General features: G+C 63.9%; 23 protein-coding genes. 22 read left to right on the forward strand and 1 reads right to left on the reverse strand.

All coding sequences use genetic code 11. The features are described 5' to 3' along the window. Positions 1–271: 271 nt before the first annotated feature. From ACVCMJ_RS11705 to ACVCMJ_RS11770, 14 genes are all read left to right on the forward strand, one after another. On the forward strand, positions 272–1519 hold the full coding sequence (locus ACVCMJ_RS11705; protein ID WP_447081579.1) for a branched-chain amino acid ABC transporter substrate-binding protein: 1248 nt from the start codon (positions 272–274) through the stop codon (positions 1517–1519). A gap of 66 nt (positions 1520–1585) precedes the next feature. Further along, positions 1586–2527: a branched-chain amino acid ABC transporter permease gene (locus ACVCMJ_RS11710; RefSeq protein ID WP_447081580.1), complete on the forward strand. Its 942-nt coding sequence runs from the start codon at positions 1586–1588 to the stop codon at positions 2525–2527. 4 nt (positions 2528–2531) lie between these two features. After that, positions 2532–3815: an ABC transporter permease subunit gene (locus ACVCMJ_RS11715; protein ID WP_447081581.1), complete on the forward strand. Its 1284-nt coding sequence runs from the start codon at positions 2532–2534 to the stop codon at positions 3813–3815. Then, the gene (locus tag ACVCMJ_RS11720; protein WP_447081582.1) at positions 3812–4567 is read left to right on the forward strand and encodes an ABC transporter ATP-binding protein; all 756 of its coding nucleotides are present in this window, start codon (positions 3812–3814) and stop codon (positions 4565–4567) included. The genes ACVCMJ_RS11715 and ACVCMJ_RS11720 overlap by 4 nt, the downstream gene beginning before the upstream one ends. Continuing rightward, positions 4567–5289, forward strand: a complete 723-nt coding sequence (locus ACVCMJ_RS11725) for an ABC transporter ATP-binding protein (RefSeq protein WP_447082584.1) — start codon at positions 4567–4569, stop codon at positions 5287–5289. Before ACVCMJ_RS11720 ends, ACVCMJ_RS11725 begins: the two co-directional genes overlap by 1 nt. Before the next feature lie 30 nt (positions 5290–5319). Then, on the forward strand, positions 5320–5796 hold the full coding sequence (locus ACVCMJ_RS11730) for a VOC family protein (protein WP_447082585.1): 477 nt from the start codon (positions 5320–5322) through the stop codon (positions 5794–5796). 63 nt (positions 5797–5859) lie between these two features. Beyond that, complete coding sequence (locus ACVCMJ_RS11735) at positions 5860–6678, forward strand: SDR family NAD(P)-dependent oxidoreductase (protein WP_447081583.1); 819 nt, start codon at positions 5860–5862, stop codon at positions 6676–6678. 14 nt (positions 6679–6692) lie between these two features. Continuing rightward, a complete protein-coding gene (locus ACVCMJ_RS11740; protein WP_447081584.1) occupies positions 6693–8900 on the forward strand; it encodes an alpha-ketoacid dehydrogenase subunit alpha/beta in 2208 nt (735 codons plus the stop codon). A gap of 1 nt (position 8901) precedes the next feature. After that, positions 8902–10173: a pyruvate dehydrogenase complex dihydrolipoamide acetyltransferase gene (locus tag ACVCMJ_RS11745; RefSeq protein ID WP_447081585.1), complete on the forward strand. Its 1272-nt coding sequence runs from the start codon at positions 8902–8904 to the stop codon at positions 10171–10173. Positions 10174–10180: 7 nt separating this feature from the next. Beyond that, complete coding sequence (gene lpdA, locus ACVCMJ_RS11750; RefSeq protein WP_447081586.1) at positions 10181–11584, forward strand: dihydrolipoyl dehydrogenase; 1404 nt, start codon at positions 10181–10183, stop codon at positions 11582–11584. Positions 11585–11776: 192 nt separating this feature from the next. Continuing rightward, complete coding sequence (locus tag ACVCMJ_RS11755) at positions 11777–12775, forward strand: NAD(P)H-quinone oxidoreductase (protein ID WP_447081587.1); 999 nt, start codon at positions 11777–11779, stop codon at positions 12773–12775. Then, the gene (locus tag ACVCMJ_RS11760) at positions 12765–13529 is read left to right on the forward strand and encodes an SDR family oxidoreductase (protein WP_447081588.1); all 765 of its coding nucleotides are present in this window, start codon (positions 12765–12767) and stop codon (positions 13527–13529) included. Before ACVCMJ_RS11755 ends, ACVCMJ_RS11760 begins: the two co-directional genes overlap by 11 nt. A 39-nt stretch (positions 13530–13568) precedes the next feature. Continuing rightward, complete coding sequence (locus ACVCMJ_RS11765; RefSeq protein ID WP_447081589.1) at positions 13569–14360, forward strand: shikimate dehydrogenase family protein; 792 nt, start codon at positions 13569–13571, stop codon at positions 14358–14360. An 11-nt stretch (positions 14361–14371) separates the two neighbouring features. Then, positions 14372–15979 carry a GMC family oxidoreductase gene (locus tag ACVCMJ_RS11770; RefSeq protein ID WP_447081590.1) on the forward strand — a complete coding sequence of 536 codons (1608 nt, stop codon included), beginning with the start codon at positions 14372–14374 and terminating at the stop codon, positions 15977–15979. A 194-nt stretch (positions 15980–16173) separates the two neighbouring features. On the opposite strand, the gene ACVCMJ_RS11775 is transcribed toward ACVCMJ_RS11770, so the two are convergent. Continuing rightward, entirely contained in the window at positions 16174–16791 is a 618-nt protein-coding gene (locus ACVCMJ_RS11775) for a helix-turn-helix domain-containing protein (RefSeq protein WP_447081591.1), read from the reverse strand. Between the two features lie 516 nt (positions 16792–17307). On the opposite strand from ACVCMJ_RS11775, the gene ACVCMJ_RS11780 reads away from it, so the two are divergent. The 8 genes from ACVCMJ_RS11780 to ACVCMJ_RS11815 are packed head-to-tail and all read left to right on the forward strand — an operon-like array spanning position 17308 to position 24279. Then, complete coding sequence (locus ACVCMJ_RS11780) at positions 17308–18129, forward strand: SDR family NAD(P)-dependent oxidoreductase (protein WP_447081592.1); 822 nt, start codon at positions 17308–17310, stop codon at positions 18127–18129. Position 18130: 1 nt separating this feature from the next. Next, entirely contained in the window at positions 18131–19843 is a 1713-nt protein-coding gene (locus ACVCMJ_RS11785; RefSeq protein WP_447081593.1) for an FAD-dependent oxidoreductase, read from the forward strand. A gap of 26 nt (positions 19844–19869) precedes the next feature. Next, complete coding sequence (locus tag ACVCMJ_RS11790; RefSeq protein ID WP_447081594.1) at positions 19870–20217, forward strand: NIPSNAP family protein; 348 nt, start codon at positions 19870–19872, stop codon at positions 20215–20217. Next, positions 20214–20999 carry an SDR family NAD(P)-dependent oxidoreductase gene (locus tag ACVCMJ_RS11795; protein WP_447081595.1) on the forward strand — a complete coding sequence of 262 codons (786 nt, stop codon included), beginning with the start codon at positions 20214–20216 and terminating at the stop codon, positions 20997–20999. Before ACVCMJ_RS11790 ends, ACVCMJ_RS11795 begins: the two co-directional genes overlap by 4 nt. Positions 21000–21021: 22 nt before the next feature. Continuing rightward, on the forward strand, positions 21022–21873 hold the full coding sequence (locus ACVCMJ_RS11800) for a branched-chain amino acid ABC transporter permease (protein WP_447081596.1): 852 nt from the start codon (positions 21022–21024) through the stop codon (positions 21871–21873). Beyond that, complete coding sequence (locus tag ACVCMJ_RS11805) at positions 21870–22862, forward strand: branched-chain amino acid ABC transporter permease (protein ID WP_447081597.1); 993 nt, start codon at positions 21870–21872, stop codon at positions 22860–22862. Before ACVCMJ_RS11800 ends, ACVCMJ_RS11805 begins: the two co-directional genes overlap by 4 nt. Beyond that, the gene (locus ACVCMJ_RS11810; RefSeq protein WP_447081598.1) at positions 22859–23584 is read left to right on the forward strand and encodes an ABC transporter ATP-binding protein; all 726 of its coding nucleotides are present in this window, start codon (positions 22859–22861) and stop codon (positions 23582–23584) included. Before ACVCMJ_RS11805 ends, ACVCMJ_RS11810 begins: the two co-directional genes overlap by 4 nt. Further along, positions 23581–24279, forward strand: coding sequence for an ABC transporter ATP-binding protein (locus tag ACVCMJ_RS11815; RefSeq protein WP_447081599.1), 699 nt, complete (start codon positions 23581–23583; stop codon positions 24277–24279). Before ACVCMJ_RS11810 ends, ACVCMJ_RS11815 begins: the two co-directional genes overlap by 4 nt. The last annotated feature ends 17 nt before the right edge of the window (positions 24280–24296 follow it).

The following is a 24296-nucleotide window of genomic DNA, read 5'->3' on the forward strand; positions in this document are numbered from 1 at the left end:
CAGCCCGAAGGCCATGCGATCGGATTTCGACGCGGCGCTTCCCGGAATTATCGTATAACGCATTGATATATCGCAATAAATTTCAATCCTAGAAGAAGGGAGAATCGCGGGCGCCGGCATATCGGTGAAAACCCTTGTTGGGCCGGTTTATGATTGACAGCCAAAAAAGCGACTAATAGACTCACCTGTCAGACCAGTTGGAAAACGGTTCTTCGACCCGGCCCCCGAGGTGATGAGGCCGGGCGATATCTTGAAATCAGGAGACAATCTCATGGCAAACCGCGCCATTTTTAAACCGTTGATGCTCTGTGCCGCCCTGTCGGTGGCCTGCGGCATGGCCAGTGCAGAGCCGCTGAAGATCGCAATCGTGGAAACGCTGTCGGGTCCCCAGGCCTCCACGGGCCTGATGTACCGGGATGCCACGCGCTATGCGGTGGAACGGCTCAACGCCCAGGGCGGCTGGGGTGGCGAACCCATCAAGCTGCTGCAATATGACAGCCAGGGAACCCCGGCGGGAGCCGCCGAGAAGCTGAAGGCGGCGATCGCGGACGGTGCGCAGATGGTGGTCCAGGGCGCCTCATCGGCCGTTGCGGGCCAGCTCAGCGAGGATATTCGCAAGTACGACATCCGCAACCCGGGCAAGGAAGTGCTCTTCCTCAATGTGGGTGCCGAAGCCATGGAGCTGACCGGCAGCAAATGCAATTTCCACGCCTTCCGTTTTGCCGGGAATTCCGACATCAGCGTGAAGGCGCTGGTCCGGGCCATGAAGTCCGCCAACACGCTGGGCACGAAGGTCTATTCCATCAACCAGAACTATTCCTGGGGCGTGGACATGCAGCATGCCATCGAGCGGGATGCCGCCGAGGGCAACTACAAGGTCGTGGGCGAGACGCTGCATGACGTGAACAAGATCCAGGACTTCTCTCCGTACGTGCAGAAGATCATCGCCAGCGGCGCCGAGACGGTGATCACGGGCAACTGGTCCAATGACCTGCTGCTGCTCATGAAGGCCGCCAAGGCCGGCGGCCTGAAGGCCCGCTTTGCCACCACCTTCCTGGATCAGCCGGGAAATCTCGCCAATGCCGGGCATGTGGCGCTGGGCGCCTATGTGGTGCACCCGTTCGATGCGGAAGCCAACGGGGGGGCCGGCGTTTCCATGGCCGACGAGTTCAAGGCCAAGGTCGGTCATTACCCCGTCTATGTCGAGCCGCAGACCCTTTTCGGTATCGAGATGGTCGGCGCGGCGCTGAAGAAGGTCGCCCCTGAAAACGGCAAGCTGAACGTCAACAAGCTGGCCGTCCAGATCGAGCAGACCAAGCTGGACACCCCGATGGGCGCGTGGACCATGCGGGCGGCCGATCACCAGGTCTTGCTGCCCATGGTGGTCTCGGAGGTCTCCACCGGTGCGAAGTTCAAGGTGGACGGGACGGACATGGGGTTCAAGCCTGTGAAGCTGCTGGCGGCGTCCGAAGCCGAGGCACCGGTCCAGAGCACTTGCAAGATGCGTCGCCCGAGCTGATGACCCCGTTTTCGCTCGCACGGGGCGTTCCGGATCCTGCGTAACGCCCCATTCCGGCTTGGCAATATGGACTACTTCGTCGTTTCGCTTCTCAATGGCGTGATTTACGGGCTGCTCCTTTTCATGGTGTCGGCGGGGCTGACCCTGATCTTCGGCATGATGGGCATCCTGAATTTCGCGCACGCATCGTTCTACATGCTGGGCGCCTACTTCGCGTATGCGCTGCAGCCTTACCTGGGGTTCTGGTTGTCGGTGGTGGTGGCCACTGCGCTGGTGGGCCTGGTGGGCGTCGTGGCCGAACGCTATTTTCTCCGGCCGGTGCACAAATACGGCCATGCGCACGAATTGCTGCTCACTTTCGGCCTGTCGTTCATCATCGCCGAATTCGTCAAGCTGTTCTTCGGCAATTTTCCGGTCAACTATCGGATCCCCGCGTCACTGTCGTTCTCGGCGTTCCAGATCGGTCCTTCGACCTATCCGTTTTATCGACTGCTGATCGGCGCCGTGGCGCTGGCGATGTTCGTCGTCATTTATCTGCTTCTGACGCGCACGCGGGTCGGCATCATCGTTCGCGCCGCCATTCACCGGCCAGCCATGGTGGAGGCACTGGGACATAATGTGCCGGTGGTGTTCATGGTGGTCTTTGGTGTGGGGGCGGCGCTGGCCGGCCTGGCCGGGGCGGTCGCCGGCGCCTTCTACACCACGAATCCCAATATGGCGATCGAGCTTGGCGTCATGGTGTTTGTCGTGGTGGTGATCGGCGGACTGGGGTCGCTGGAGGGTGCGTTGCTGGCGTCCCTGCTCATCGGGCTGATCACGTCCTTCAGCATCGGTGTGGACTACAGCATGGCCAGTCTGCTCGCGCTGGTGGGGTTGGGGGACTGGGCTCGGGAGGTCGGCGGTCTGCTGACCCTGAAGCTCTCCAGCCTCTCGGGCACGATTCCGTACGCTCTGATGCTGGTCATCCTGCTGGTGCGTCCGTATGGCCTGCTGGGTGAAAAGGAGTAGGGCCATGGACTCCAGGATCATTCTGGGCGCGATCATTGTTCTCGCTTTGGTGCTCGCGCCGGCGGTGCTGTCGCCCGCGCTGGTCAACGCCGGCATTCAGATGCTGATCGCGAGCCTGTTCGCCTGCGCTTTCAGCCTGTTGTGCGGACAGGCCGGGATGCTGTCGTTCGGGCATTCGGCGTTCTTCGGCGTCGGCGCTTTTGCGACGGTGCACGCGATGAATGCGGTGGGCGGGGCCGGTCTGTTGCCGACGCCGTTCATGCCGCTCGTTGGAGCCGTGACGGGATTGCTGGTCGGTTTGGTGGCCGGCTGGTTTGCGACCAAGCGCACGGGGGTGTATTTCGCCATGATCACTCTCGCGATCGGCGAACTGCTGTATTCGCTCGCGCCGCACCTGGGCGGGTGGTTTGGCGGTGAGGCCGGTGTCTCGACCATGCGCATGCCGGCGTTCGGCCTGTCCTTTGGCAGCAACGTTCAGGTGTATTACCTGACCCTCGCGTGGGTGTTGCTGTGCCTGGGGCTGCTGTATCTGTTTACGCGTACGCCGCTGGGCCGGGTCGCACTGGGGTTGCGGGAGAACACGCGCCGCCTGCGGTTCCTCGGCTACAACGTGCACATGGCCAGCGTGCTTGTTTTTGCGGTATCCACCATGTTCGCCGGGGTGGCCGGCGCCCTTCAGGCCATCAACATCGAATCGGCCAATTACGTCCTGTTCAATCTCGATCTGTCGGCCGAGGTGCTGCTTAATAGCTACATCGGCGGCGTGACCTTCTTTCTGGGGCCGGCCATTGGTGCGGCGCTGATGACTTTCTTCGGTTATGTGGTGTCGGACCTGACCACCTCTTGGCTGCTTTACAAGGGGCTGCTTTTCGTGGCCGTGATGCTGTTCGTCCCGCGTGGCATAGCCGGACTGGTGCAGACGGTAGCCGCCAGCGTGCGCCGTTGCGGGTTTGGCGCGCTCGCGGCCTCCTTCGTCCTGCATGGCGTGGCGGCGGCGCTGCTGGCATGTGGCACTGTCTTTTCCGTGGAAATGCTCCAGCGCATTTTTTCTCAGGATTATCTTTCTCTGGCGCGTCTCGGCGGCAAGGCATGGCCGGCCATCTCTCTGTTCGGGGAGTCCTGGCGCCCGCTTGCAGCCGCGACATGGCTCGTGCCCCTGGTGCTGTTCGCCATCGGTCTGCTGGTGTTGCGCGAGGCCGTGCGGCGATGGCGAGCGGCCATCGAGGCGGCCACCCGTGGCTCCGATGAGGCGAATGATCCGGCGGTGGCGTCGGGGGCATCGACATGAACGCTCAATCCGCTCTTTCGTTGCGCGGTGTGCGCAAGTCGTTTGGCTCCATCGACATTATCAATGGGGTGGACCTTGATTTGGTTCCTGGCGAGCGCCACGCATTGATCGGGCCGAACGGCGCCGGGAAGTCGACCTTGTTCCATCTGATTTCGGGTCAATTGGGCTTGAGCGCCGGGGAAGTGTTTCTGGGCAATCAGAAGATCTCCGGCTTGCCCCCCGATCGCGTCAATCACCTGGGGCTGGCGCGCTCGTTCCAGATCACGAACGTATTTCCGGGCCTCTCCGTGTTTGAAAACCTGCGTCTGGCCGTCATGCGCCAGCATGGCTTGCAGTATGTGTTCTGGCAGTCCATCGCGCGCCGGACCCAAGTCACCCGGGAGACCCGGGAGCTGCTGGAGCGCCTGCGCCTGGCGAATCGCGCCTCCACGCTGGCCAGCGAGCTGTCCTATTCGGAGCAACGCTCATTGGAAATCGGCATGGCGCTTGCGTCCCGACCGCAGGTCGTTCTGCTTGACGAGCCCATGGCAGGGATGTCGCGCGAGGAAACCGACTATGCGGTGGATCTGATTCGCGACATCACTCGGGGGAAGACACTATTCATCGTGGAACACGATATGGACGTCGTGTTTGGCCTGAGCGACCGCATCAGCGTGCTGGTGTATGGCCGCATCGTGGCGACCGGCACGCCCGACGAGATCCGGTCCAATCCGGTTGTCAAGGAAGCCTATCTCGGCGAGGAAACGGCATGATGGCCGACAGCACCGATCCATTGCTGGAAGTCTCCGGCCTCAATGCCTATTACGGGAAAAGCCATATTCTCCACGGCGTCAGTTTCAACGTGGCGCGAGGCGAGGTGATCAGTCTGTTGGGGCGAAACGGCTCCGGCCGTTCGACAACCCTGAAGGCCATCATGGGACTGGTGCCGCCAGCCGCGGGTTTCGTCCGTCTCCAGGGCCTGGACCTGGCGGGGCGCCGTCCTTACCTGGTGTGTCGCAGCGGCATCGGATATGTCCCCGAGGAGCGCGAGATCTTCACCAATTTGACGGTCGACGAAAACCTTCGCCTGGGGGTCCAGCCCGCCGTGAAAGGGGCCCCGGTCTGGACGGTCGAGCAGATGTTCGACTACTTTCCGCGCCTGAAGGAACGCCGCAACACGATGGCGGGCAGCCTGTCGGGCGGAGAGCAGCAGATGCTGACCATGTGCCGGGCGCTGCTTGGCAACCCGTTGGTGATGCTGATTGACGAACCCACCGAAGGGCTGGCGCCCAAGATCGTGGCGGCGGTGGGCGACATGATCCGGGACATTCAGCGTCGTGGTGTCGCGGTGGTCCTGGTCGAGCAGAAGCTCACGATCGCGTTGAAGGTTTCCAGCCGGGTTTGTGTCATGGGACACGGCCAGATCGTTTTTGAAGGGACGCCGGGTGATCTTGCTGCGCATCCCACCCTTCTGGACGAGTGGCTGGCCGTTTGAATAGTGTTCGCCGAGGAGATGGAAGTGTCGATGAAAATGGTCGCGCCCCTGGAAGTGGGTCTGAATGTCCGCGATTTGCCGAAGATGCGCGCGTTCTACGAGACGGTGCTTGGGCTCGTGTTCGTCAACGAGATTCGGGTCTCCGCCGCGAAGGCCCGCCAGGCTGCCTTGAGCAACCAGGCCTATGTCGTGGTGCGGCTGCAGGCCTCTGGCGGCGAGCGTCTGAAGCTGCTCGCGCCCGAGTCGCCGCCGAAGGCGGTCGCACAGCCTCCTTTGATTCTGGACCAACCGGGCAGCAGCTACATCACGTTCATCATCGATGACATCCGAACGGCCTGCAGTCGCGTGCGGGCCCACGGTCTCTCATTCATGACGGGACCCGAGCCGGTCGAAGTGCGTCCCGGCACGTGGCTCGCCTTCCTTCGCGATCCGGAAGGCCACATTGTCGAGTTGGTGCAGTACGACGACATCACGACCTACCGGCCCGACCTTTCGGCCGGGCAGTGATTCCGGATCCGGCGATTCGCGCCTCATAGGCGGCGCATGGCAATGGTTGTGGAGAAAACGAACATGCAGGACTCGATGGCCGCGCTGGTCAGGATGGCGCGCGGAGATGGTTTTGACGGCCTGGCCGGCCGGGTGATTTTCATTACCGGCGCGGGCAGTGGTCTGGGGCGCGCGATGGCGCACGCCTTTGGGGCCTGTCGCTCGCGGCTGGTGCTGTTCGACATGGATGTCGCGGCCATGGAGTCCGTGTGCAACGAACTGGAGGCTGCGAATCCCGGTCTGGAAGTCCGGTGCCACCAGGGGCTGGTCAACGACGAATCCGCTGTTGGGCAGGCGTTTGCCGAGACGCACGAGGCCTGGGGCGGCGTCGATGTCCTGCTCAACAACGCCGGAATCTCCATGAATTGCCCGACGCTGGAGCTTACGGGCGATCAGTGGCGCAAAGCCATCGACGTCAATCTGAATGGGGTGTTCTATTGCGCCCGCGAGGCTGGCCGCCTCATGACGGCCCGTGGCCACGGCGTCATCATCAACACGGCCTCCATGTACGGCGTGGTCGCCGCCCCCGACCGGGCCGCCTATTGCGCCAGCAAGGCCGCAGTGGCCATGCTGACCAAATCGCTGGCCGTGGAGTGGGGGCCATTGGGCGTGCGGGTCAACGCCATTGCGCCCGGATATGTGCGCACCGCGCTGGTGGACGATCTGGTGGCGCGGGGACGCATGGATGTGGACGTGCTGTCCAGGCGCACGCCGCTGGGGCGCCTGGGTACGCCCGAAGAGATTGCGGCCCTGGTGCTGTTCCTGGCTTCGGACCACGCGGCGTTCATCAATGGCCACGTCGCCGTCGCGGACGGCGGCTGGTCGGCCTACGGATACATTTGATCGGGAGTTCGTTTATGTCAAAACTGATTGCACTCGCGCCGGCGTCGGCGTGGTCGGAGCTGCGTGTCACCGAGAAGGACTGGAAGGCGGCGGACCCCGCCGTACTGGGAACGCTGCTGACACACATGCACTTGATCCGGGCTTTCGAGGAAACCGTGGTGGAGCTCGCCATGGACGGACTGGTGCATGGCCCGGCACACTCCAGCATTGGCCAGGAGGGCGGAGCCGCGGGCGCGCTCGCGTTCCTGCGCGCATCGGACCAGGTCAATGGTTCGCACCGCGGGCACCATCATTTCCTGGCGAAATCGCTGGCCTATCTGCGTCCCGGCCGCGCCGATCCCCGTGCGCCCCTGGGGGAAGACGTGCAAGCGCTGCTGCAGCGCACCTTGGCGGAGATCCTGGGCCTGTCGCAAGGGTTCTGCCGGGGGCGGGGCGGCTCCATGCATCTTCGCTGGGCCGAAGCGGGTGTCATGGGCACCAACGCGATCGTGGGGGGCGGGGTGCCGTTCGCCGCAGGGTCTGCGTGGGCGCACCGCCACGCCGGCACCGACGATGTCTCGGTCACCTTCTTTGGAGACGGAGCTACCAACATCGGATCGGTGCTGGAATCCATGAACCTGGCGGCGGCATGGAAGCTGCCGCTGTGTTTCTTCATAGAGAACAATCGTTACGCTGTCTCCACCAAGGTCGAAGAATCCACGGCCGAGCCGCGCCTGTCCTCGCGCGGCGGTGCTTTCAATATACCCAGCTGGAAGGTGGACGGCATGGACGCCTATGCCGTGCATCTTGCCATGGAGCAGGCCGTGGCCCACATGCGGGCCGGCAACGGCCCCACGCTCATCGAGGCGGACGTCTATCGCTATTTGCACCAGAATGGGGGTTATCCGGGCAGTGCGTTCGGCTATCGCTCCAAGGAAGAAGAGGCGCAGTGGCGCAACCGTGATGCGCTGGCCGCTTTGGGCCGGCGCATGAAAGACCGCGGGATGATCTCCGATGCGGATCTGGAGGCCCTGCGCGAGCGTATGCAGGCGGCGATGCGTCAAGCCGTGGCCGCCCTCATCGAAGCCGATCCAGAGCGGCCGGGCAAGCGCCGCATCCGGCCCGACCTGTGGCCCGACCCGGGATTTCGCGATGTAGGCGTCCGCAGTGAACTCCACGAGCTGCGCGGCGTGCGCACCGAGGAGCAGGCCACCTTCAAGGGGAAGCTCGAGGAGCGCAAGTTCATCGACGTGGTGGCCGAGACCATGGAGCGTCGCATGGTAGCGGACGATCGCATCGTGATCCTGGGAGAAGACGTCCATCGTCTCAAGGGAGGCACCAACGGCGCCACGCGGGGCCTGCATGATCGCTTCCCGGATCGTGTCCTCGGTACGCCGATCAGCGAGAATGCATTCGCGGGGCTGGGAGGAGGCATCGCCATGAACGGCCGGTTCCGGCCGGTGGTGGAGTTCATGTATCCCGACTTCCTGTGGGTGGCGGCTGATCAGGTCTTCAATCAGATCGGCAAGGCGCGCCACATGTTTGGTGGAGACATCCGCATGCCGCTGGTGTTGCGCTCCAAGGTGGCCATGGGCACGGGTTACGGTTCCCAGCACTCCATGGACCCTGCCGGCATTTTCGCGACCAGTCCGGGGTGGCGCATCGTCGCGCCGTCCACGCCTTTCGATTATGTGGGGCTGATGAACGCCGCGCTGCACATCGAGGATCCCGTGCTCGTGATCGAACATGTGGACTTGTACAGCAGCACCGGTCTGGCGCCGGTGGATGATTTCGATTTCCAGACGGCTTTGGGCCGGGCGGCGGTGCGCCGCGAGGGCAAGGACGTGACGGTGCTGACGTATCTGTCGATGGTCCGGCATTCGCTGGAGGCGGTGGAGAAAACGGGAATCGACGCCGAGGTGATCGACCTGCGCTGGCTCGACCGTGCGAGCCTGGACTGGGAGACGGTGGGCGCCAGCATTCGCAAGACCAACAATGTGCTGATCGTGGAACAGGGATCGACCGGAACGGCCTACGGCAGCTGGCTCGGCGATGAAATCCAGCGCAGATTCTTTGACTGGCTGGACCAGCCCGTGCTCCGCGTGACGGGCGGCGAAGCCTCCCCCAGCATTTCCAGGATTCTGGAAGGCGCGGCTTGTGCCCGTACCGAAGAAGTCATGGAGGGACTGGAGCGCGCCATGGCCGGACAGGGCGCTCCCGCGCGGGCCCAAGGGAGCAATTGATATGGCGACGCTATTGCGAATGCCCGAGGTGTCGGCCAACGTGGAATCGGCTGTCATCGTCGCGTGGGCGAAGGTGGAGGGTGATGCCGTCGCGGCCGGCGACTGCGTGGCCGAAATCGAGACGGACAAGGCCGTCGTCGAGTTTGTCTCGGAATCGGCGGGGCGGCTCGGACGCATCCTGGTGGCGGCGGGTCATGAGGCCCGGGTAGGGGCTCCCGTCGCGGTGCTGCTGGACGACGGCGAGCGGGATGTCGACGTGGAGGCGCTGCTGGCGGGGCAGCCGGCCGGCGGGCCGCTGAAGGAGCTGGCGTCGGCGGGCCCGGCCGGTCCGGCGTCCCCGGCGCCTGCCGCTGCGCGGGCGGCGCCACCAGCGCCTGCCGATACGGCATCGAGCCGAGTGTTCGCCAGCCCGCTCGCCCGCAGGCTGGCGGCGCAGGCGGGCCTGCCGCTCCCGGGGCTGGCCGGCAGCGGCCCGCACGGCAGGATCGTGAAGCGTGACGTGCAGGCGGCGCTGGCGCGCGCCACGGCGGCGCGGCCGTCGACCGCGCCGGTGGAGACGGCGGTCGTGCCAGAGCCGGCGCCCCTGCGGGTACCGGGCGATGTGGCGGTTCCCCATTCCGCCATGCGGCGCACGATCGCGCGCCGCCTGCTCGAGAGCAAGACTACGATCCCGCACTTTTATCTTCGGTCCGAGTGCCGCATGGAGGCGCTTTCCGCGCTGCGCCGGCAGATCAACGAGGCAGGGCGCCATGTGTCGATCAACGACATCATCGTCAAGGCCGTGGCCGTGGCCCTGATGGATTGCCCGGACATGAATGTCACTTGGACCGACGAGGCGCTGATTCGCCATGCCGGTGCAGACGTGTCGGTGGCGGTCTCGACGCCTTCCGGGCTGATTACGCCGGTCGTTCGCGGCGTCCACGACAAGTCCCTGTCACGGGTCAGCGCGGAAATCGCCGCTCTGGTGGCCCGGGCCCGCGAAGGCAGGCTCTCGCCGCAGGAATATCAGGGCGGGAGCTTCACGGTCAGCAACCTGGGCATGTACGGGACGACGGAATTTGCCGCCATCATCAATCCGCCGCAGGCCGCCATCCTGGCGGTCGGCGCCATCGAGCGCCGAGTGGTGGCAGGTCCGGAGGGAAGCGTGGAAGTGACGCCGATGATGACCGTCACGCTATCGGTCGATCATCGCGCCATCGATGGCGCGGCGGCGGCCAAGTGGCTGGACGCTTTTCGCCGCGTCATCGAAAACCCCCTGGCAGCTTTGATCTGAAGGCATCATGAAATCGGTCGACTACGATTACGACGTGGCGGTGATTGGCGGCGGTCCGGGTGGCTACGTGGCCGCCATCCGGGCCGCACAACTGGGGCTGCGCACGGCGTTGGTGGAGCAGGCCGATCTGGGCGGGATCTGTCTGAACTGGGGGTGCATCCCTACCAAGGCGCTCTTGCGGTCGGCCGACGTACTGCGGCTGGTCCGATCGGCGGATCGCTACGGAGTCGCGGTGGGCGCCCCGGTGGCTGACCTGTCGGCCATGGTGGCTCGCTCGCGCAAGGTCGCGAGCGAGCTGCAGCGCGGCGTGGCTTATCTGCTGAAGAAGAATGGCGTCGAAGTGATTCACGCCCGAGCGAGCCTAGGCGGCGCGGGCAGCGTCCGCCTCGAAAATGTGCCGGACTCCGCACATGCACGTTCCTTTCAGGCGGCCCACGTCATCCTGGCGACCGGGGCCCGTGCGCGGGTGCTGCCGGGCCTGGATCCCGATCCGGGCAGCGTCTGGTATTACCGGGAGGCGCTGTCGCCCGTATTTTTGCCGCCCCGCATGGTGGTCATTGGCGCGGGTGCCATTGGCGTTGAATTTGCCAGTTTCTATCATGCGCTCGGCGTCCAGGTGCATATCGTGGAAATGGCTGATCGGGTGCTGCCCCCGGAGGACGAGGAAATCTCCAGGCATGTGGCGGCTTCCCTGAGCAAGCAGGGCATGGAGCTCCATCTGGGCGCGCGCATGATCGGCAGCCAGCGGGCCGGCGGCGTGTGGCGGATCCAGCTTCAGGGGGCCGTGCGCGCGCTCGAGGCCGAGGTGGTGCTGGTGGCGGCGGGGATCGTCGGGAATCACGAAGACCTGGGCCTCGAGCGGACGGCTGTGCGCGTGGAGCGCTCCCATGTGGTGACGGACGCTTTGGGCGCTACGCACGAGCCGGGCGTGTATGCGATCGGGGATCTGGCTGGCGCTCCTTGGCTCGCCCACAAGGCTTCGCACGAGGCGGTCGCCTGTGTGGAGGCCATCGCTGGCGGCGAGCCGCATCCGCTGGACGTCATGCGCATTCCCGCCTGCACGTATAGCCATCCGCAGGTGGCGCATGTAGGCCTGACGGAGGCGCAGGCGCGCACGAAAGGGCGCGCCGTGCGCGTGGGCCGCTTTCCATTCACCGCCAACGGCAAGGCGATTGCGCTCGGCGACACCGAGGGTTTCGTGAAGGTTGTGATGGACGCGGAAAGCGGCGAGCTTCTGGGCGCCCATATGGTGGGGGCGGAAGTGACGGAGATGATCCAGGGCTATGCGGTCGCCATGGGATTGGAGGCCACTGAAGAAGATCTGATGCAGACCGTGTTCCCGCACCCCACGCAGTCCGAGGCGATGCATGAGGCGGTGCTCTCGGCGTACGAACGGGCATTGCATCTTTGACCTCGTTGCGTGCCCCTTTTGTGGCTGCCTGTGGCCGAATGGATTGTGTTGCGCTAAAGTTGCATCAGTTGCCGCGGCTCGTCCGTGGTGCGATTTCACCCGAGAGGGCCGGACATGCGGGACTTGTATTTCACCGATCCGGCCATTTTTTGACGCGCTTTTTGAAGCGCTTCAATATTGAAGGATACAGGTATGAAATTGATCGATCATGGTGAGGGCGGCGATGCGAGTGTCCTGAGGCTCGTGGACGCGCCCGTGCCGAAGCCTTCCCCGGGACAGGTGCTCATCGCCGTGCATTACGCCGGCGTCAATCGGCCGGATGTCCTGCAGCGGTCAGGGTCCTATCCGCCGCCACCTGACGCTTCACCGTATCTGGGGCTCGAAGTGTCCGGCGAGATCGTGCGGGTCGGCGCCGGTGTCACGCGCTGGAAGGCAGGCGACCGCGTCTGCGCCCTGACGCCGGGCGGCGGTTATGCCGAATATTGCGTGGTGGACGCCGGCCATTGCCTGCCGGTGCCTCGCGGGCTGTCGATGATCCAGGCCAGCGCGCTGCCCGAAACCTACTTCACCGTCTGGACGAATCTGTTTCAGCGCGGTCGGCTGCAGGCGGGTGAGAGCGTTCTCGTGCATGGCGGTTCCAGCGGCATCGGCCTGACGGCCATTCAGCTCGCCAAGGTGCGCGGTGCGCGGGTCATGACGACGGTGGGCAATGCGGAGAAAATGGAGGCCTGCCGCAGGCTCGGGGCCGATGTGGCAATCAACTACCACGACGAGGATTTTGTCCAGGTGGTGGCCCGCGAGACGGGGGGCAAGGGCGTGGACGTGGTACTGGACATGGTGGGCGGCGACTATATCCCGCGCAATATCCGCTGCCTGGCGCTGGAGGGGCGGCTTGTGCAGATTGCCTTCCTGCAGGGCAGCCGGGTTGATCTGGATGCCATGCCCATCATGCTCAGGCGCCTCACCTTCACGGGGTCCACCCTGAGGGCGCGGTCGGTGCAGCAGAAGGCCGAACTCGCGGCATCGGTCGAGGCCAATGTCTGGCCGATTCTGGAATCGGGACGTTGTCTGCCCGTCATTCATCGGATGTTCCCGCTCGCCGAGGCGCGCGCGGCGCACGAGTTGATGGAAAGCAGCCGGCACATCGGCAAGATCATTCTCGAGGTCAATGGAGGAAAAGATGAGGCATGACGGAAGGGTCGTGCTGGTGACCGGAGGCACGGGCGGCATCGGCAGCGCGATCGTGGACCGTTATACGGCGGAAGGCGCGCATGTGGGCATCGTGGATCTGGACGAAGACCGTGGCCAGACCCTGTGTCGGCGCCTGCGCGAACAGGGCCGCACGGTGGCGTTTGCGGCGGCGGACGTCGGGACCGCGGAAGGCTGCCGACGGGCGGTCGATGTCATCCAGACCGCCCTGGGCGGGATCGATACGCTGGTGAACAATGCCGGGATCTCGCCCAAGCACGACGGGCATCCGGCCACGATTGGCGCGATGGATCCGTCGGAGTGGGATCGTGTCGTGGGCGTCAACCTGAATGCGGCATTCTACCTGACGCACCTGTTGGCGCCGGGCATGCAGGAGCGTCACTTCGGGCGCATCGTCTCGATGTCGTCCGTCGCCGGCAAGGCGCCGCTGACCGATATCGTGGCGGTGCACTACAGCACGACGAAGGCGGCGCTGATCGGCTTTACGCGCCATGCGGCGGCGGAGCTGGGGCCGGCCGGCATCACGGTCAACGCCATTGCACCGGGGCGCATCAATACGCCGCTGCTGAAGACGGTGGCCGGGGCGGCCAACGATGCCATCATCCGCGAAACGCCGCTGCGGCGCCTGGGAGAGCCGTCCGAGGTGGCTGAGGTCTGCGCGTTCCTGACGTCGCCGGAGGCCGGTTTCGTGACGGGCCAGGTCGTGGATGTGGCGGGCGGCTGGCTGATGACCTGATGGTCCGTGGGACCTGCATGACATAAGACGGAGAGAGGGATGATTTCAGGAAACACGCGTTTGTTTGCGATCCTTGCAGACCCGGTGGCGCAGGTGAGGACTCCCCAGGTCCTGAACGGCTATTTCGCCGCGCGAGGCGTGGACGCCATTCTGGTGCCCATGCACGTGGCGGCCGAGAATCTGGAAGAGGTGCTGGGCGGGCTGCGTCGTATGAAGAACCTGGGCGGGTTCATCGTGACCGTGCCTCACAAGATCGCCATCGCCCGCCTGTGTGACGCGCTCGGGCCTGCCGCCCAGGCCGTCGGGTCGGTCAATACGGTTCGTCGGACGGCCGATGGCCGTCTGGTGGGCGACATGTTCGATGGCGCCGGCTTCGTGGGTGGCTTGCGGTCCCAGGGGCATGATCCTGAAGGCAAGCGGGCGTTGCTGGTGGGCGCGGGCGGTGCCGCCTCGGCGATCGCCTTTGCGCTGTCCGAAGCGGGCGCCAGCCGTGTGACGGTTGCCAATCGGACCCGGGCAAAAGCGGAGGCGGTGGTCGAGCACGTCCGGCGTGCCTTGCCGCAGGCCGACATCGGCGTTGGCGAGGCTGATCCCTGCGGCTATGACATGGTCGTGAACGGAACGTCGCTGGGCATGCGGCCCGACGACCCCCTGCCGCTCGATGTGGCGCGGCTGGAGCCCCGGGTGCTGGTGGCCGAGATCATCATGAAACCGGAACTCACTCCTCTGCTCGAGGCGGCTCGACAGCGGGGCTGTCCCGTCCACTATGGCCGCCATATGCTGGATTGCCAGGTGGAGTTGATGGCGCGCTTCATGTTTGATCGCTCCTGAAGGCCTTCATCATGGATACCTTCGATTACGTGATCGTCGGTGGCGGGACAGCCGGATGCATCTTGGCCAACCGCCTGACGGCGTCCGGCAGGCATACCGTGCTGATGCTCGAAGCGGGTACGGACGAGCAGGGATTCTGGATCCCGATCCCGGCCGGATTCAGCAAGCTTCTGGTGGATCCGCGTTTCAACTGGCGCTTCGAGACCGAGCCGGAACCCAATACGCTGAACCGCCGGATCGCCGTGCCGCGGGGCCGGGGGCTGGGCGGTTCCACTCTGATCAACGGCATGATCTATGTGCGGGGCCAGCCCACCGATTACGATCGCTGGTCGGAACTGGGCGCCACCGGCTGGGGCTGGTCGGATGTGGAGCCCTATTTCCGGCGTTTCGAAAACTATGCGGGCGGCGGCGACGCGCGCGGGCATGATGGTCCCATGCATATCACCGAGGTCGCTGAACGGCATCCGCTCTCGGCCGCGGTCCTGGCCGCCGCGCGCGAGGATGGCCAGCCCCTGAATCCCGATTACAACGGCGCGTCCCAGGAGGGCTTCGGCTATTACCAGGTGGCGCAGCACCGGGGACGGCGCTGGAGCGTGGTCGACGGATACCTGAAGCCCGCGCGCGGCCGACGCAATCTCAGCGTCCGGACGCGGGCCCACGTGCTGCGGGTGGATCTGGACGATGCGGGCAACCGGTGTAACGGGGTGACCTATCGTCAGAACGGACAGGATATCAGCGTGCAGGCGCGCGCCGAGGTCATCATGGCGGCCGGCGCAGTCCAGACGCCACAGGTGCTGGAGCTGTCGGGCATTGGCCGCCCGGAAATCCTGGAGCGCACGGGGATTGCGGTGCGTCACGCGCTCCCCGGGGTGGGCGAGCACTATATCGATCACTTCTGCACGCGCATGAACTGGCGGGTGCGGCACACTCAGTCCCTCAATGAGCTCACCCGGGGCTGGCGGCTTGGCCTGGCGGTGGCGCAATATTTCAGCCGCCATACCGGGATCCTGACCCTGGGTACCGGCCTGGTCTTCGGCTTCGTCAGGAGCCGCCCGGAGCTGCACACGCCCGATGTCCAGTATTTCTTCATGCACGCGAGCTACTCCAATGCCGCCGAGCGCATTCTGGACCGTTTGCCGGGGATGACGCTGGGCGTGGCGCAGATGCGGCCGCAGTCACGAGGCAGCATCCACGTTCGCACTGCGGATCCGTTTGCCGGCCCGGCGATACGTCCGAATTTCCTCGACTGCGAGGAAGACCAGGACAGTCTGATCGGCGGCATGCAGGTGGCCCGGCGCATCATGGCTCGGCCTTCCATGGCCCGCTATGTGGCTCAGGAACTCAGTCCGGGCGCGCAAACCCGCACGCGTGATGAGTGGATGGATTTTGCGCGAGCCAACGGGCAGACCATTTATCACCCCATCGGCACCTGCCACATGGGTTCCGATCCACTGGCGGTGGTGGACTCGCGGCTGCGGGTCAAGAGTCTGGCCGGGCTTCGAATCGTGGATGCCTCGGTCATGCCGGCCATGGTGTCCGGCAACACTCAGGGCGCCGTCATGATGGTGGCCGAGAAGGGCGCAGACCTGATTCTGCAGGATGCGCGCAATACGCCCTAGCGTGCCGCTGGTCCTGTCAGCTGCTGAACTCGTTGACCATGAGCAGCGTGCCGTACAGATGTTGGGTGGCGCAGATGTACAGGTAGGTGCGTTTCGGCCCGCCGGGCGACCGGCTGCCGTACTGTGACCGGGCTGGAGATGTTTGCCTGCGTGGCCCGGCACATGCTGGATTTCTATACGGCCAACGATTGGCCTTAACCCTTGCGGGCCACTTGGTCGCGGACCTGCTGGCGAAATTGCATGGGGCTCAGTCCCGTGTGTTTCTTGAAAAAACGGCTGAAGTACACCTCGTCCTCGAAGCCCAGCTTCCACGCGAGCAGCTTGATGGCGTCCGAGGTGTAGACCAGATCGCGCCTGGCCTCGTGGGCCAGTCGTTCATTGACGACCGTGGACGCGGAGACGCCCAGCACGTCCCTGCACAGCCGTGTGAGATGGCCGACCGTGACGCCCAGCTTTTCGGCGTAGACGCCAAGCGTCCAATGCTCGCGGTACCGTTCGTCCACCAGTGTCCGGAATTTCTGGATCAACTGCGCCTTGCGGGTGCTGCCGGCCTCCAGGGTCAGCCCCCGGCTGTAGCGCACGCGTCCGATGCGCATGACCAGTGCCGCCAGCAGCGACATGCAGATACCTGGCTGGGCCACCTCGCGGCTCAGAAATTCCTTGAAGATGGCATCGAACAGCGTCCCGAGCGCGTCCAGAGCCGGGTCGCCGCGCTCGAATTCGATGGACAAGGGCTCGCGCACGACGCGCAGCATGTCGGGGTCGGCCGCGCCCACGATGAGCTCCAGCACATGCTGAACCGCAGTGATCACGGGGCCATCCACCTGCGGCGAAAAATGGAACGAATGCTCTATTTGTTCTGGAATTGACAAGATGCACGGTGCCTGAACCGTAAATCGTTCATTTCCGAATCCGATCTCTCCGCCGCCGTGGGTGAGGTACAGGACCTGAATGAAGGATCTGTGCAGATGTGGCTTGATGATCCAGTTATTCGGGGAGGATCGCTTCGGAATCGATTCGATGTGAACGGAGTCGACCCAGTCGTCCAGGCCTCTGGTGGCATACAAACCATAGCTAGGGTTTTCCCGCATCGCACTCTGTGTCCAGGAAATTGATGCATGAATTGTCCTGTTAGTAGCACGAATCGTCAATTCAGATGGATGATCACATCCGGATAATGGTCAGCATCGTTTTTCGGATTTTCCATCAGACACAAGACCCTCATCCGAGATTTCCCGCGCTGGAGACCCCTCCGATCATTCTCTTCGGATCTGATGGCCGGCTTCCAGGGCGGCGGGAAACCGTTTCAAATTCGCTTGGAGAACATCATGCAAGAGCCAGACTGGCTTGGCTTGCAGGGGAGAACTTTTGCTGTCACCGGTGCGGCCCATGGCATCGGTTTCGGGATCGCCCGGGGCCTCGTGAACGCCGGGGCACGGGTTGCACTTCTGGACTTTGACCATGAAGCCGCGAAGATGGCTGCGAAAGAACTTTGTTCGACCGGTGCGCGAGTGATGGCCGTTTCCTGTGACACGACGGATGCCGACAGCCTTGAACATGCTGCACGGGCGGTTCAGGAAACCCTGGGTGTCTGCAGCGGGCTAGTCAATAACGCGGGCATCTTGCGATCAGCCGCGCTCAACGATGTCGCTGTGGAAGAATGGAATCGGGTGCTGAGCACCAATCTGACGGGCTATCTGTTGGCGGCGCGCGCGTTTTATCCGCAGATGCGCCTGCGCAACCACAGCAGCATTGTCCACGTGGCGTCGATTGCCGGCAGCTACCCGCAGACGCGCAGCGGCGCCTACAGCGCAAGCAAGGCCGGCGTGCGGCTATTGTCGCGGCAACTGGCGGTGGAGTGGCGCGGCGACCGCATCCGCAGCAACACCATCTGCCCGGGCATGATCCGTACCCCGCTGTCGGCCGCCTTCTACGCGCAGCCCGGACTCGAGGCCCGCCGGGCCGCCATGACGGCCAGCGGCCGGGTGGGCGAACCGGACGACATCGCCAATGCCGCACTTTTTCTGTTGAGCGCGCGCTCCGACTATGTGAACGCGACGGACATTGCGGTCAATGGCGGAATGGACGCCATGCTCATGGACATGGTTCCGCGTCCCGGATTCAACGATACGACGAAGGGTGAGGCCTGAGATGAACACACTTGAACTGCAGGACGGCGCGCGTTGTGATGTCCTGATCGCGGGGGCCGGCGTATCGGGCCTGACGGCGGCGATCGTTGCGGCCAAACAGGGTCTGAAGGTCATCGTGGTCGAGAAGGCGCCGGTGTTTGGCGGCACGGCTGCGTTCTCGGGCGGCGTCCTCTGGATCCCGGGCAATCATGTGGCGCGCTCGGCGGGCATTCCCGATACGCGCGAAGAGGCACTGGCCTACATCGAGAACGAAACGGGCGCCAGCTTCGATCCGGAAATCATCAATGTCTTCCTGGATGCCGCCCCCGAGATGGCGGAATTCTTCGAGCGCGAGACCGAAGTCAAATTCGTCGCGACCCAGTACCCCGATTACCACCCGGACCAGATCGGAGCCGCGCAGGTGGGGCGCTCCATCCTGGCCAAGCCCTACGATATCCGGGCCTTGGGGCCTGAGATGAAGCGTCTGAGATCCCCGCTCAAGACGATCACCTTCATCGGCATGATGTTCAATTCATCAAGTCCGGACATCAAACACTTCTTCAATGCGACGAAGTCGCTGACGTCGTTCATCTACGTGGCCAAGCGCCTGGCCAAGCACCTGAAGGAACTGGCGCTCTATCATCGCGGCGTCAACGTCACCAGTGGCAACGCGCTGATGGCGCGGCTCGCGAAGTCGGCCTTGGATCTGGGGATTCCCATTTATACCGAGTCCCCCGTCATCCGATTGCTCGAGGCCTCGCAGCGCGTCACGGGTGCGGTCGTGCGCGCGCCGGGCGGCGAAGTCCGGATATTTGCGGACCGCGCAGTCGTGCTGGCGGCGGGCGGCTTCCCGCACGATGAAGAGCGTCTTCGGCAGGTCTATCCGCATGTCCATCGCGGCGGCCATCACTTGTCTCCCACACCGCTCGAAAACACCGGGGATGGCGTGCGGTTGGCTGAACAGCGGGGCGCTGCGCTGCGCCTGGACTTTCCGAATGCCTCCGCCTGGATACCGGTTTCCCGCGTACCCTTCGGGAAGGGGGAGTACGGCATCTTTCCGCATCTGATAGACCGCTATAAACCTGGCGTGATCGGCGTCAACCGGAACGGCAAGCGCTTCACCAACGAGTCCAACTCCTACCACGACGTCGGCCAGGCCATGATCCAGGCCTGCGAAGGACAGAACGACACGGCCATGTGGCTCATCTGCGATCACAACACCATTCGCAAATATGGTCTCGGATATGCCAAGCCGGCACCCGTCCCGCTGGGGCCCATGCTCAAGCGCGGTTATCTGAACAAGGGCCGTACCTTGCGGGAACTTGCGCAATCCACAGGCATCGATGCCCAGGCTCTGGAGGAGACCGTGAAGGCCTACAACGCCTCCGCAATCAATGGAGAAGATCCGGAATTCCATCGCGGCTCCACGGCATTCAACCGTTACCTGGGTGATGCCGAACACGAACCCAACCCCTGCGTGGCCCCCATCCTGCACGGTCCTTTCTATGCACTGAAGCTGGTGATGGGCGACCTGGGGACTTTCGATGGAATTCGCACGTCGATCAATGGGGAAGTGCTGGATCAGCAGTCCGAGCCCATCCCCGGGCTGTATGCGGTCGGCAACGACCGGGCCAGCATCTTCGGCGGCCACTACATTGCGGCCGGCATCACGCTGGGTCCGAATATGACCTTCAGTTATCTCACGGCCCGGCACATTGCCGCCGCGCAGGCCTGAACGGTTGCCAGGATACGAGACACGACATGCATATCGATGATTCACTCGCCTTGATCGATCACCGCATCTACACGATTGCCTTGCGCAAGATGCCGGACTTCCTGGAGGTTTTCAACAACCTCGCCATGCCGATCCTGCGTGAGACACTGGGCAATCCGGTCGGCCTCTACACCAGCACCGTGGGTCCCCTGAATCAGTTCGTCCACCTGTGGGCCTACAAGGATCTGGTCGATTACCAGGAGCGCTGCCACCGCCGGGATACGCACCCGGACTTTCCGGCTTATCTGGCTGCTTCCGGCCATCTGATCGTGGCCCAGGAGACCCGGCTGCTGTCGCGCGCCGAACTGCTCTACCAGCCGGGAGGCAGCCAATGACCCGGGAAGCGTCCTGCGTGGCGCTGGTCACCGGGGGCGCGGCCGGAATCGGCCACGCGACGGCTCGCGCCTTGGCGGCAACCGGCCACAGGGTGTGCCTGCTCGATCTCGATGGCGGGCTGGCCCGGCAAAGGGCGCAGGAACTGGGGGGCGCTCATTTGGGACTGGCCTGCGATGTCGCTGGCGAAGCCGATGTCAAAGCGGCCGTCGCCCAGGTCATGGACGCCTGCGGCCGGATCGATGTGCTGGTGAACAACGCCGGGATCGGCGACCAGGCCGTTCCGACCCTGAGGCAATCAGTGGATCACTTCGACAAGGTCCTGGACATCCACCTGCGCGGAACGTTCCTGATGAGCCGCGAGGTGGCCGGGATCATGATCGCCAATGGCGGCGGGGCCATCGTGAACCTGTGCTCGATCAGTGCGCTGGCGGCCATCCCCGGGCGAAACGCATATTCAGCCGCGAAAGCGGGGATCGCCGCCATGACCCGCACCATGGCGTGCGAGTGGGCACGTTCGGGTGTGCGGGTCAACGCAGTCGCGCCCGGTTATGTCCGGACGGAGCTGGTGCAAAAGCTGGAAGCCGATGGCGCGCTGAACACGGAGCGCATTGCAGCTCATACACCGCTCGGACGTTTGGCCAAGCCAGAGGAAATCGCCGCGGTGATTGCGTTCCTGGCCTCGGACCAGGCCAGCTATGTCACCGGAGCCACGATACACGCGGATGGCGGCTGGCTCGCGTTCGGGGCGCCTGACGAAACCCTGCTTGGCCAGGTCACCTGACCTTCTGCGAGACCAACTGACCATGTTAACCGTCAATATTATCAACGGCCTCGTGTACGGCGCGCTGCTCGCGATCGTCGCTTCCGGCCTCGCCTTGATCTATGGCCTCAGGCGCGTCGTCAATTTTGCGCATGGCTCGCTCTACATGCTGGGCGCCTACATTGGGTACACGGCTGCTGCGTATACCAATTTCTGGGCTGCACTCGTCATTGCAAGCGTCGCCATGTTCCTGATTGGCGCATTGCTGGATCGCTATGGCCTGCGGCTCCTGCAGAACTACGACCCGCTGAGCATCATCCTGGTGACGTTCGGGTTGCTGCTGATTGTCGAAGATCTGGTCCAGACGTTCTGGGGGAAGGGCAATCTCTCGCTGGCCGAGCCAGTCCTGCTGAGCCACTCGATCAGCTTCATGGGAGTCACGTTGCCAGCCTATCGGCTTGCCGTCGTCTTGGTGGGCGTGCTGGTCGCCATCGGACTGACGCTGTGGCTTCAGCGGACGCGGATGGGCCTGTTCGTGCGCGCATCGAGCACGGACCCGACCACCACTGCCATGCAGGGCGTCAACACCGACAGGCTCAGTGCCTTCGTGGTCGGCCTCGGCACGGCGCTCGCGGGATTTGCCGGTGTCGTGACGGCCCCATTCCTGTCGCTTTCGCCCACCATGGGCAGCAACGTACTGATCGACTCCTTCATGGTTGTCGTCATTGGCGGACTGGGCAGCCTCCCCGGGGCGTTTCTCGCCGCCTTGGTGCTGGGACAGGTCCAGACGCTGGGCGCAGTGTATCTGCCTGACGTGTCCGCCTTGCTTCCTTTCATCCTGATGATTGCCATCCTTATCTGGAGGCCGGCGGGTATCGCTGGGAATCGCACATGAATGCATGGACCCGTTCCAGTCGGTTATTGCCGATGACGGCAGGCGGCATCGTACTGATCCTGCTCGCGAGCCAGCTTGTGGGTTCGGCCACAACGCTCTCCGTTCTTACGCAGGCCGCCATATTCGGGATTTTTGCTTGCGGCGTTGGCGTGCTTTTGAAGCAGAACGGCATGGTGAGCTTCGGTCACGCCGCCTTTTTTGGCCTGAGCGCGTACTTCGTGGCCGTCTGCCTGCAGGATACCGGTTTGTCGGCCGAGCTCATTATTTTCCTCAGTCTGGCGGCCACCGCGGTATTCGCCTTCATCCTGGCATTGGTCATCGTGAGGGTGCCGGGGATCGCGTTTGCGATGCTGACGCTCGCCTTCGGGCAGCTGTTCTATCAGCTCGCGCTGAAGTCCCGCAATCTGACCGGGGGCGCCGACGGCATCAGCATCGACTGGCCGGACACCCTGTTTGGTGTGCCTGTCGCCACGCTTCTGGATAACCACGTCATTTTCGCCATCAGTGGCGTCATCCTGGTCCTCGTCCTGGCCGTACTGGTCTGTGTGCACCGCAGCCGCTTCGGCAGCACCACTGAAGCGATCCGGGACAACCCGGAGCGCGCCGCTTTCATCGGCATCAGCCCGACACTCCCGCGCGCCCTGATCTTCACGTTATCAGCGGTCATCACGGCAATCGCCGGCATCCTGGCGTCATTCAATTCGGGCTTCATCTCCCCGGATAGTCTCCATTGGAGCGTTTCCGGCACCGTGCTCATGATGGTCGTCGTCGGTGGCTACTGGTCTGTCACGGGCCCGGCTCTCGGGGCCGTGGTCTATGTGGTTGCCAAGGATCTGATTGGCGATCTGTCCACGCACTGGCTGTCGCTCTTCGGTCTCATGCTGATCGTGATCGTCGTGTTCACGGACAACGGTCTGAGCGGTGCCTTGCGCGCACTGGTGTCTCGCCATGCCGGGGCGAACCCAAACCCTCAAGCGAGAAGATCATGATGAGTTCCAGCGCGATTCTAGAAGTGGCCGACGTCGCGATCCACTATGGCGGCGTCAAGGCAGTGGACGGTGTGTCGTTCAGCTTGAAGCGGGGCGAGATCCACGGCCTGATCGGCCCAAACGGCGCCGGCAAATCCACGGTGATCGACGCCATCAGCGGGAGGCGGAAACTGACGCGCGGCGGTATCCGCCTGTCCGGATGGGACATTACGAATTGCAGCGTCATCGAACGGCGCAGGCGGGGATTGGCTCGCTCCTTTCAGCGGACCAGCGTTTTCCCGAACATGACGGTCTCGTCGCAGATCAATCTGGCAGCCCACAAGGTGGGGGCCAAAGCCCCCGAACAGGACATGCAGCGGGTGATGGACCAGCTCGATTTGTCCGCCGTGGCCCATGCCGCCGCCAAGAACTTGGGCTATGGCCGGCAGCGCCGCCTGGATCTCGCGCTGGCCCTGGTGGGGCGTCCGGCCGTGCTGTTGCTCGACGAGCCCATGGCAGGCCTTTCGCCTCAGGAGTCCGCCGATCTGGCATCGCACCTGCTCAGGCTCACCGCCGACTGGGGTGTTTCCATCCTGCTGGTCGAGCATGATACCGACACCCTGTTCAGCATCTCGAATGGTGTCACGGTCTTCGAACTGGGGCGCATCATTGCGAGCGGTTCCCCGGAAGAGGTCAGGGCCCACCCCCGCGTGCGCGAAGCCTATCTTGGGAGTGCCGCATGAACACGCTTCTGAATATGGACGACGTACACGCCTATTACGGTGCGGCGCACATCCTGCAGGGCATGAGTCTGCGTGTCGACGAAGGCGAGCGGGTTGCGCTGATCGGACGAAACGGGGTCGGCAAGACGACCACCGTCAATGCGCTCATGGGCCTTGCCCGGGTCGGCGCCGGCCAGATCCGCTTGGGCGGCACCGTCGTGCGCAAAGCCATGCCTTATACGCCGGCCCAGTTGCGGGTGGCGATCGTCCCGCAGGGGCGATGCATCATCGCCAATCTCACCATCGAGGAAAACCTGATGCTGGGGTCGGCCGTCCGCAACCAGGGGCCGTGGAATCTGAGCGAAGTCTATCGGCTGTTCCCCATCCTGAAAGAACGCGCCCGGACGCCCGGTACGGCGCTGTCGGGCGGCCAGCAGCAGATGCTGGCCATCGGCCGCTCTCTAATGGCCAACCCCAGGCTCATGATCCTGGACGAGCCGACGGAAGGGCTTGCTCCGGTCGTCGTCGATCAGCTGGCCGACACATTGAACCTGGTCACGAACCAGGGCACCGCCATCCTGTTGATCGAGCAGAACCTCGGGCTGGTGACTCGGACAACCTCCCGCTATTACGCCGTTGAGAAAGGCCGTGTCTCGGCCAGTGGAACGGTGGATCCTGGCAACTCCGCAGCACTTCACTCGCACATTGCAGTCTGACATCCCCGAAAGGAGAC

It is taken from the genome of Castellaniella sp. UC4447_H14 (genome assembly GCF_052978285.1).

What these genes read in the sequence shown, in the direction of transcription:
- ACVCMJ_RS11705 (WP_447081579.1), top strand. Translation starts at nt 272, where the DNA reads ATGGCAAACCGCGCCATTTTTAAACCGTTGATGCTCTGTGCCGCCCTG.
- ACVCMJ_RS11710 (WP_447081580.1), top strand. Translation starts at nt 1,586, where the DNA reads ATGGACTACTTCGTCGTTTCGCTTCTCAATGGCGTGATTTACGGGCTG.
- ACVCMJ_RS11715 (WP_447081581.1), top strand. Translation starts at nt 2,532, where the DNA reads ATGGACTCCAGGATCATTCTGGGCGCGATCATTGTTCTCGCTTTGGTG.
- ACVCMJ_RS11720 (WP_447081582.1), top strand. Translation starts at nt 3,812, where the DNA reads ATGAACGCTCAATCCGCTCTTTCGTTGCGCGGTGTGCGCAAGTCGTTT.
- ACVCMJ_RS11725 (WP_447082584.1), top strand. Translation starts at nt 4,567, where the DNA reads ATGGCCGACAGCACCGATCCATTGCTGGAAGTCTCCGGCCTCAATGCC.
- ACVCMJ_RS11730 (WP_447082585.1), top strand. Translation starts at nt 5,320, where the DNA reads ATGAAAATGGTCGCGCCCCTGGAAGTGGGTCTGAATGTCCGCGATTTG.
- ACVCMJ_RS11735 (WP_447081583.1), top strand. Translation starts at nt 5,860, where the DNA reads ATGCAGGACTCGATGGCCGCGCTGGTCAGGATGGCGCGCGGAGATGGT.
- ACVCMJ_RS11740 (WP_447081584.1), top strand. Translation starts at nt 6,693, where the DNA reads ATGTCAAAACTGATTGCACTCGCGCCGGCGTCGGCGTGGTCGGAGCTG.
- ACVCMJ_RS11745 (WP_447081585.1), top strand. Translation starts at nt 8,902, where the DNA reads ATGGCGACGCTATTGCGAATGCCCGAGGTGTCGGCCAACGTGGAATCG.
- lpdA (WP_447081586.1), top strand. Translation starts at nt 10,181, where the DNA reads ATGAAATCGGTCGACTACGATTACGACGTGGCGGTGATTGGCGGCGGT.
- ACVCMJ_RS11755 (WP_447081587.1), top strand. Translation starts at nt 11,777, where the DNA reads ATGAAATTGATCGATCATGGTGAGGGCGGCGATGCGAGTGTCCTGAGG.
- ACVCMJ_RS11760 (WP_447081588.1), top strand. Translation starts at nt 12,765, where the DNA reads ATGAGGCATGACGGAAGGGTCGTGCTGGTGACCGGAGGCACGGGCGGC.
- ACVCMJ_RS11765 (WP_447081589.1), top strand. Translation starts at nt 13,569, where the DNA reads ATGATTTCAGGAAACACGCGTTTGTTTGCGATCCTTGCAGACCCGGTG.
- ACVCMJ_RS11770 (WP_447081590.1), top strand. Translation starts at nt 14,372, where the DNA reads ATGGATACCTTCGATTACGTGATCGTCGGTGGCGGGACAGCCGGATGC.
- ACVCMJ_RS11780 (WP_447081592.1), top strand. Translation starts at nt 17,308, where the DNA reads ATGCAAGAGCCAGACTGGCTTGGCTTGCAGGGGAGAACTTTTGCTGTC.
- ACVCMJ_RS11785 (WP_447081593.1), top strand. Translation starts at nt 18,131, where the DNA reads ATGAACACACTTGAACTGCAGGACGGCGCGCGTTGTGATGTCCTGATC.
- ACVCMJ_RS11790 (WP_447081594.1), top strand. Translation starts at nt 19,870, where the DNA reads ATGCATATCGATGATTCACTCGCCTTGATCGATCACCGCATCTACACG.
- ACVCMJ_RS11795 (WP_447081595.1), top strand. Translation starts at nt 20,214, where the DNA reads ATGACCCGGGAAGCGTCCTGCGTGGCGCTGGTCACCGGGGGCGCGGCC.
- ACVCMJ_RS11800 (WP_447081596.1), top strand. Translation starts at nt 21,022, where the DNA reads ATGTTAACCGTCAATATTATCAACGGCCTCGTGTACGGCGCGCTGCTC.
- ACVCMJ_RS11805 (WP_447081597.1), top strand. Translation starts at nt 21,870, where the DNA reads ATGAATGCATGGACCCGTTCCAGTCGGTTATTGCCGATGACGGCAGGC.
- ACVCMJ_RS11810 (WP_447081598.1), top strand. Translation starts at nt 22,859, where the DNA reads ATGATGAGTTCCAGCGCGATTCTAGAAGTGGCCGACGTCGCGATCCAC.
- ACVCMJ_RS11815 (WP_447081599.1), top strand. Translation starts at nt 23,581, where the DNA reads ATGAACACGCTTCTGAATATGGACGACGTACACGCCTATTACGGTGCG.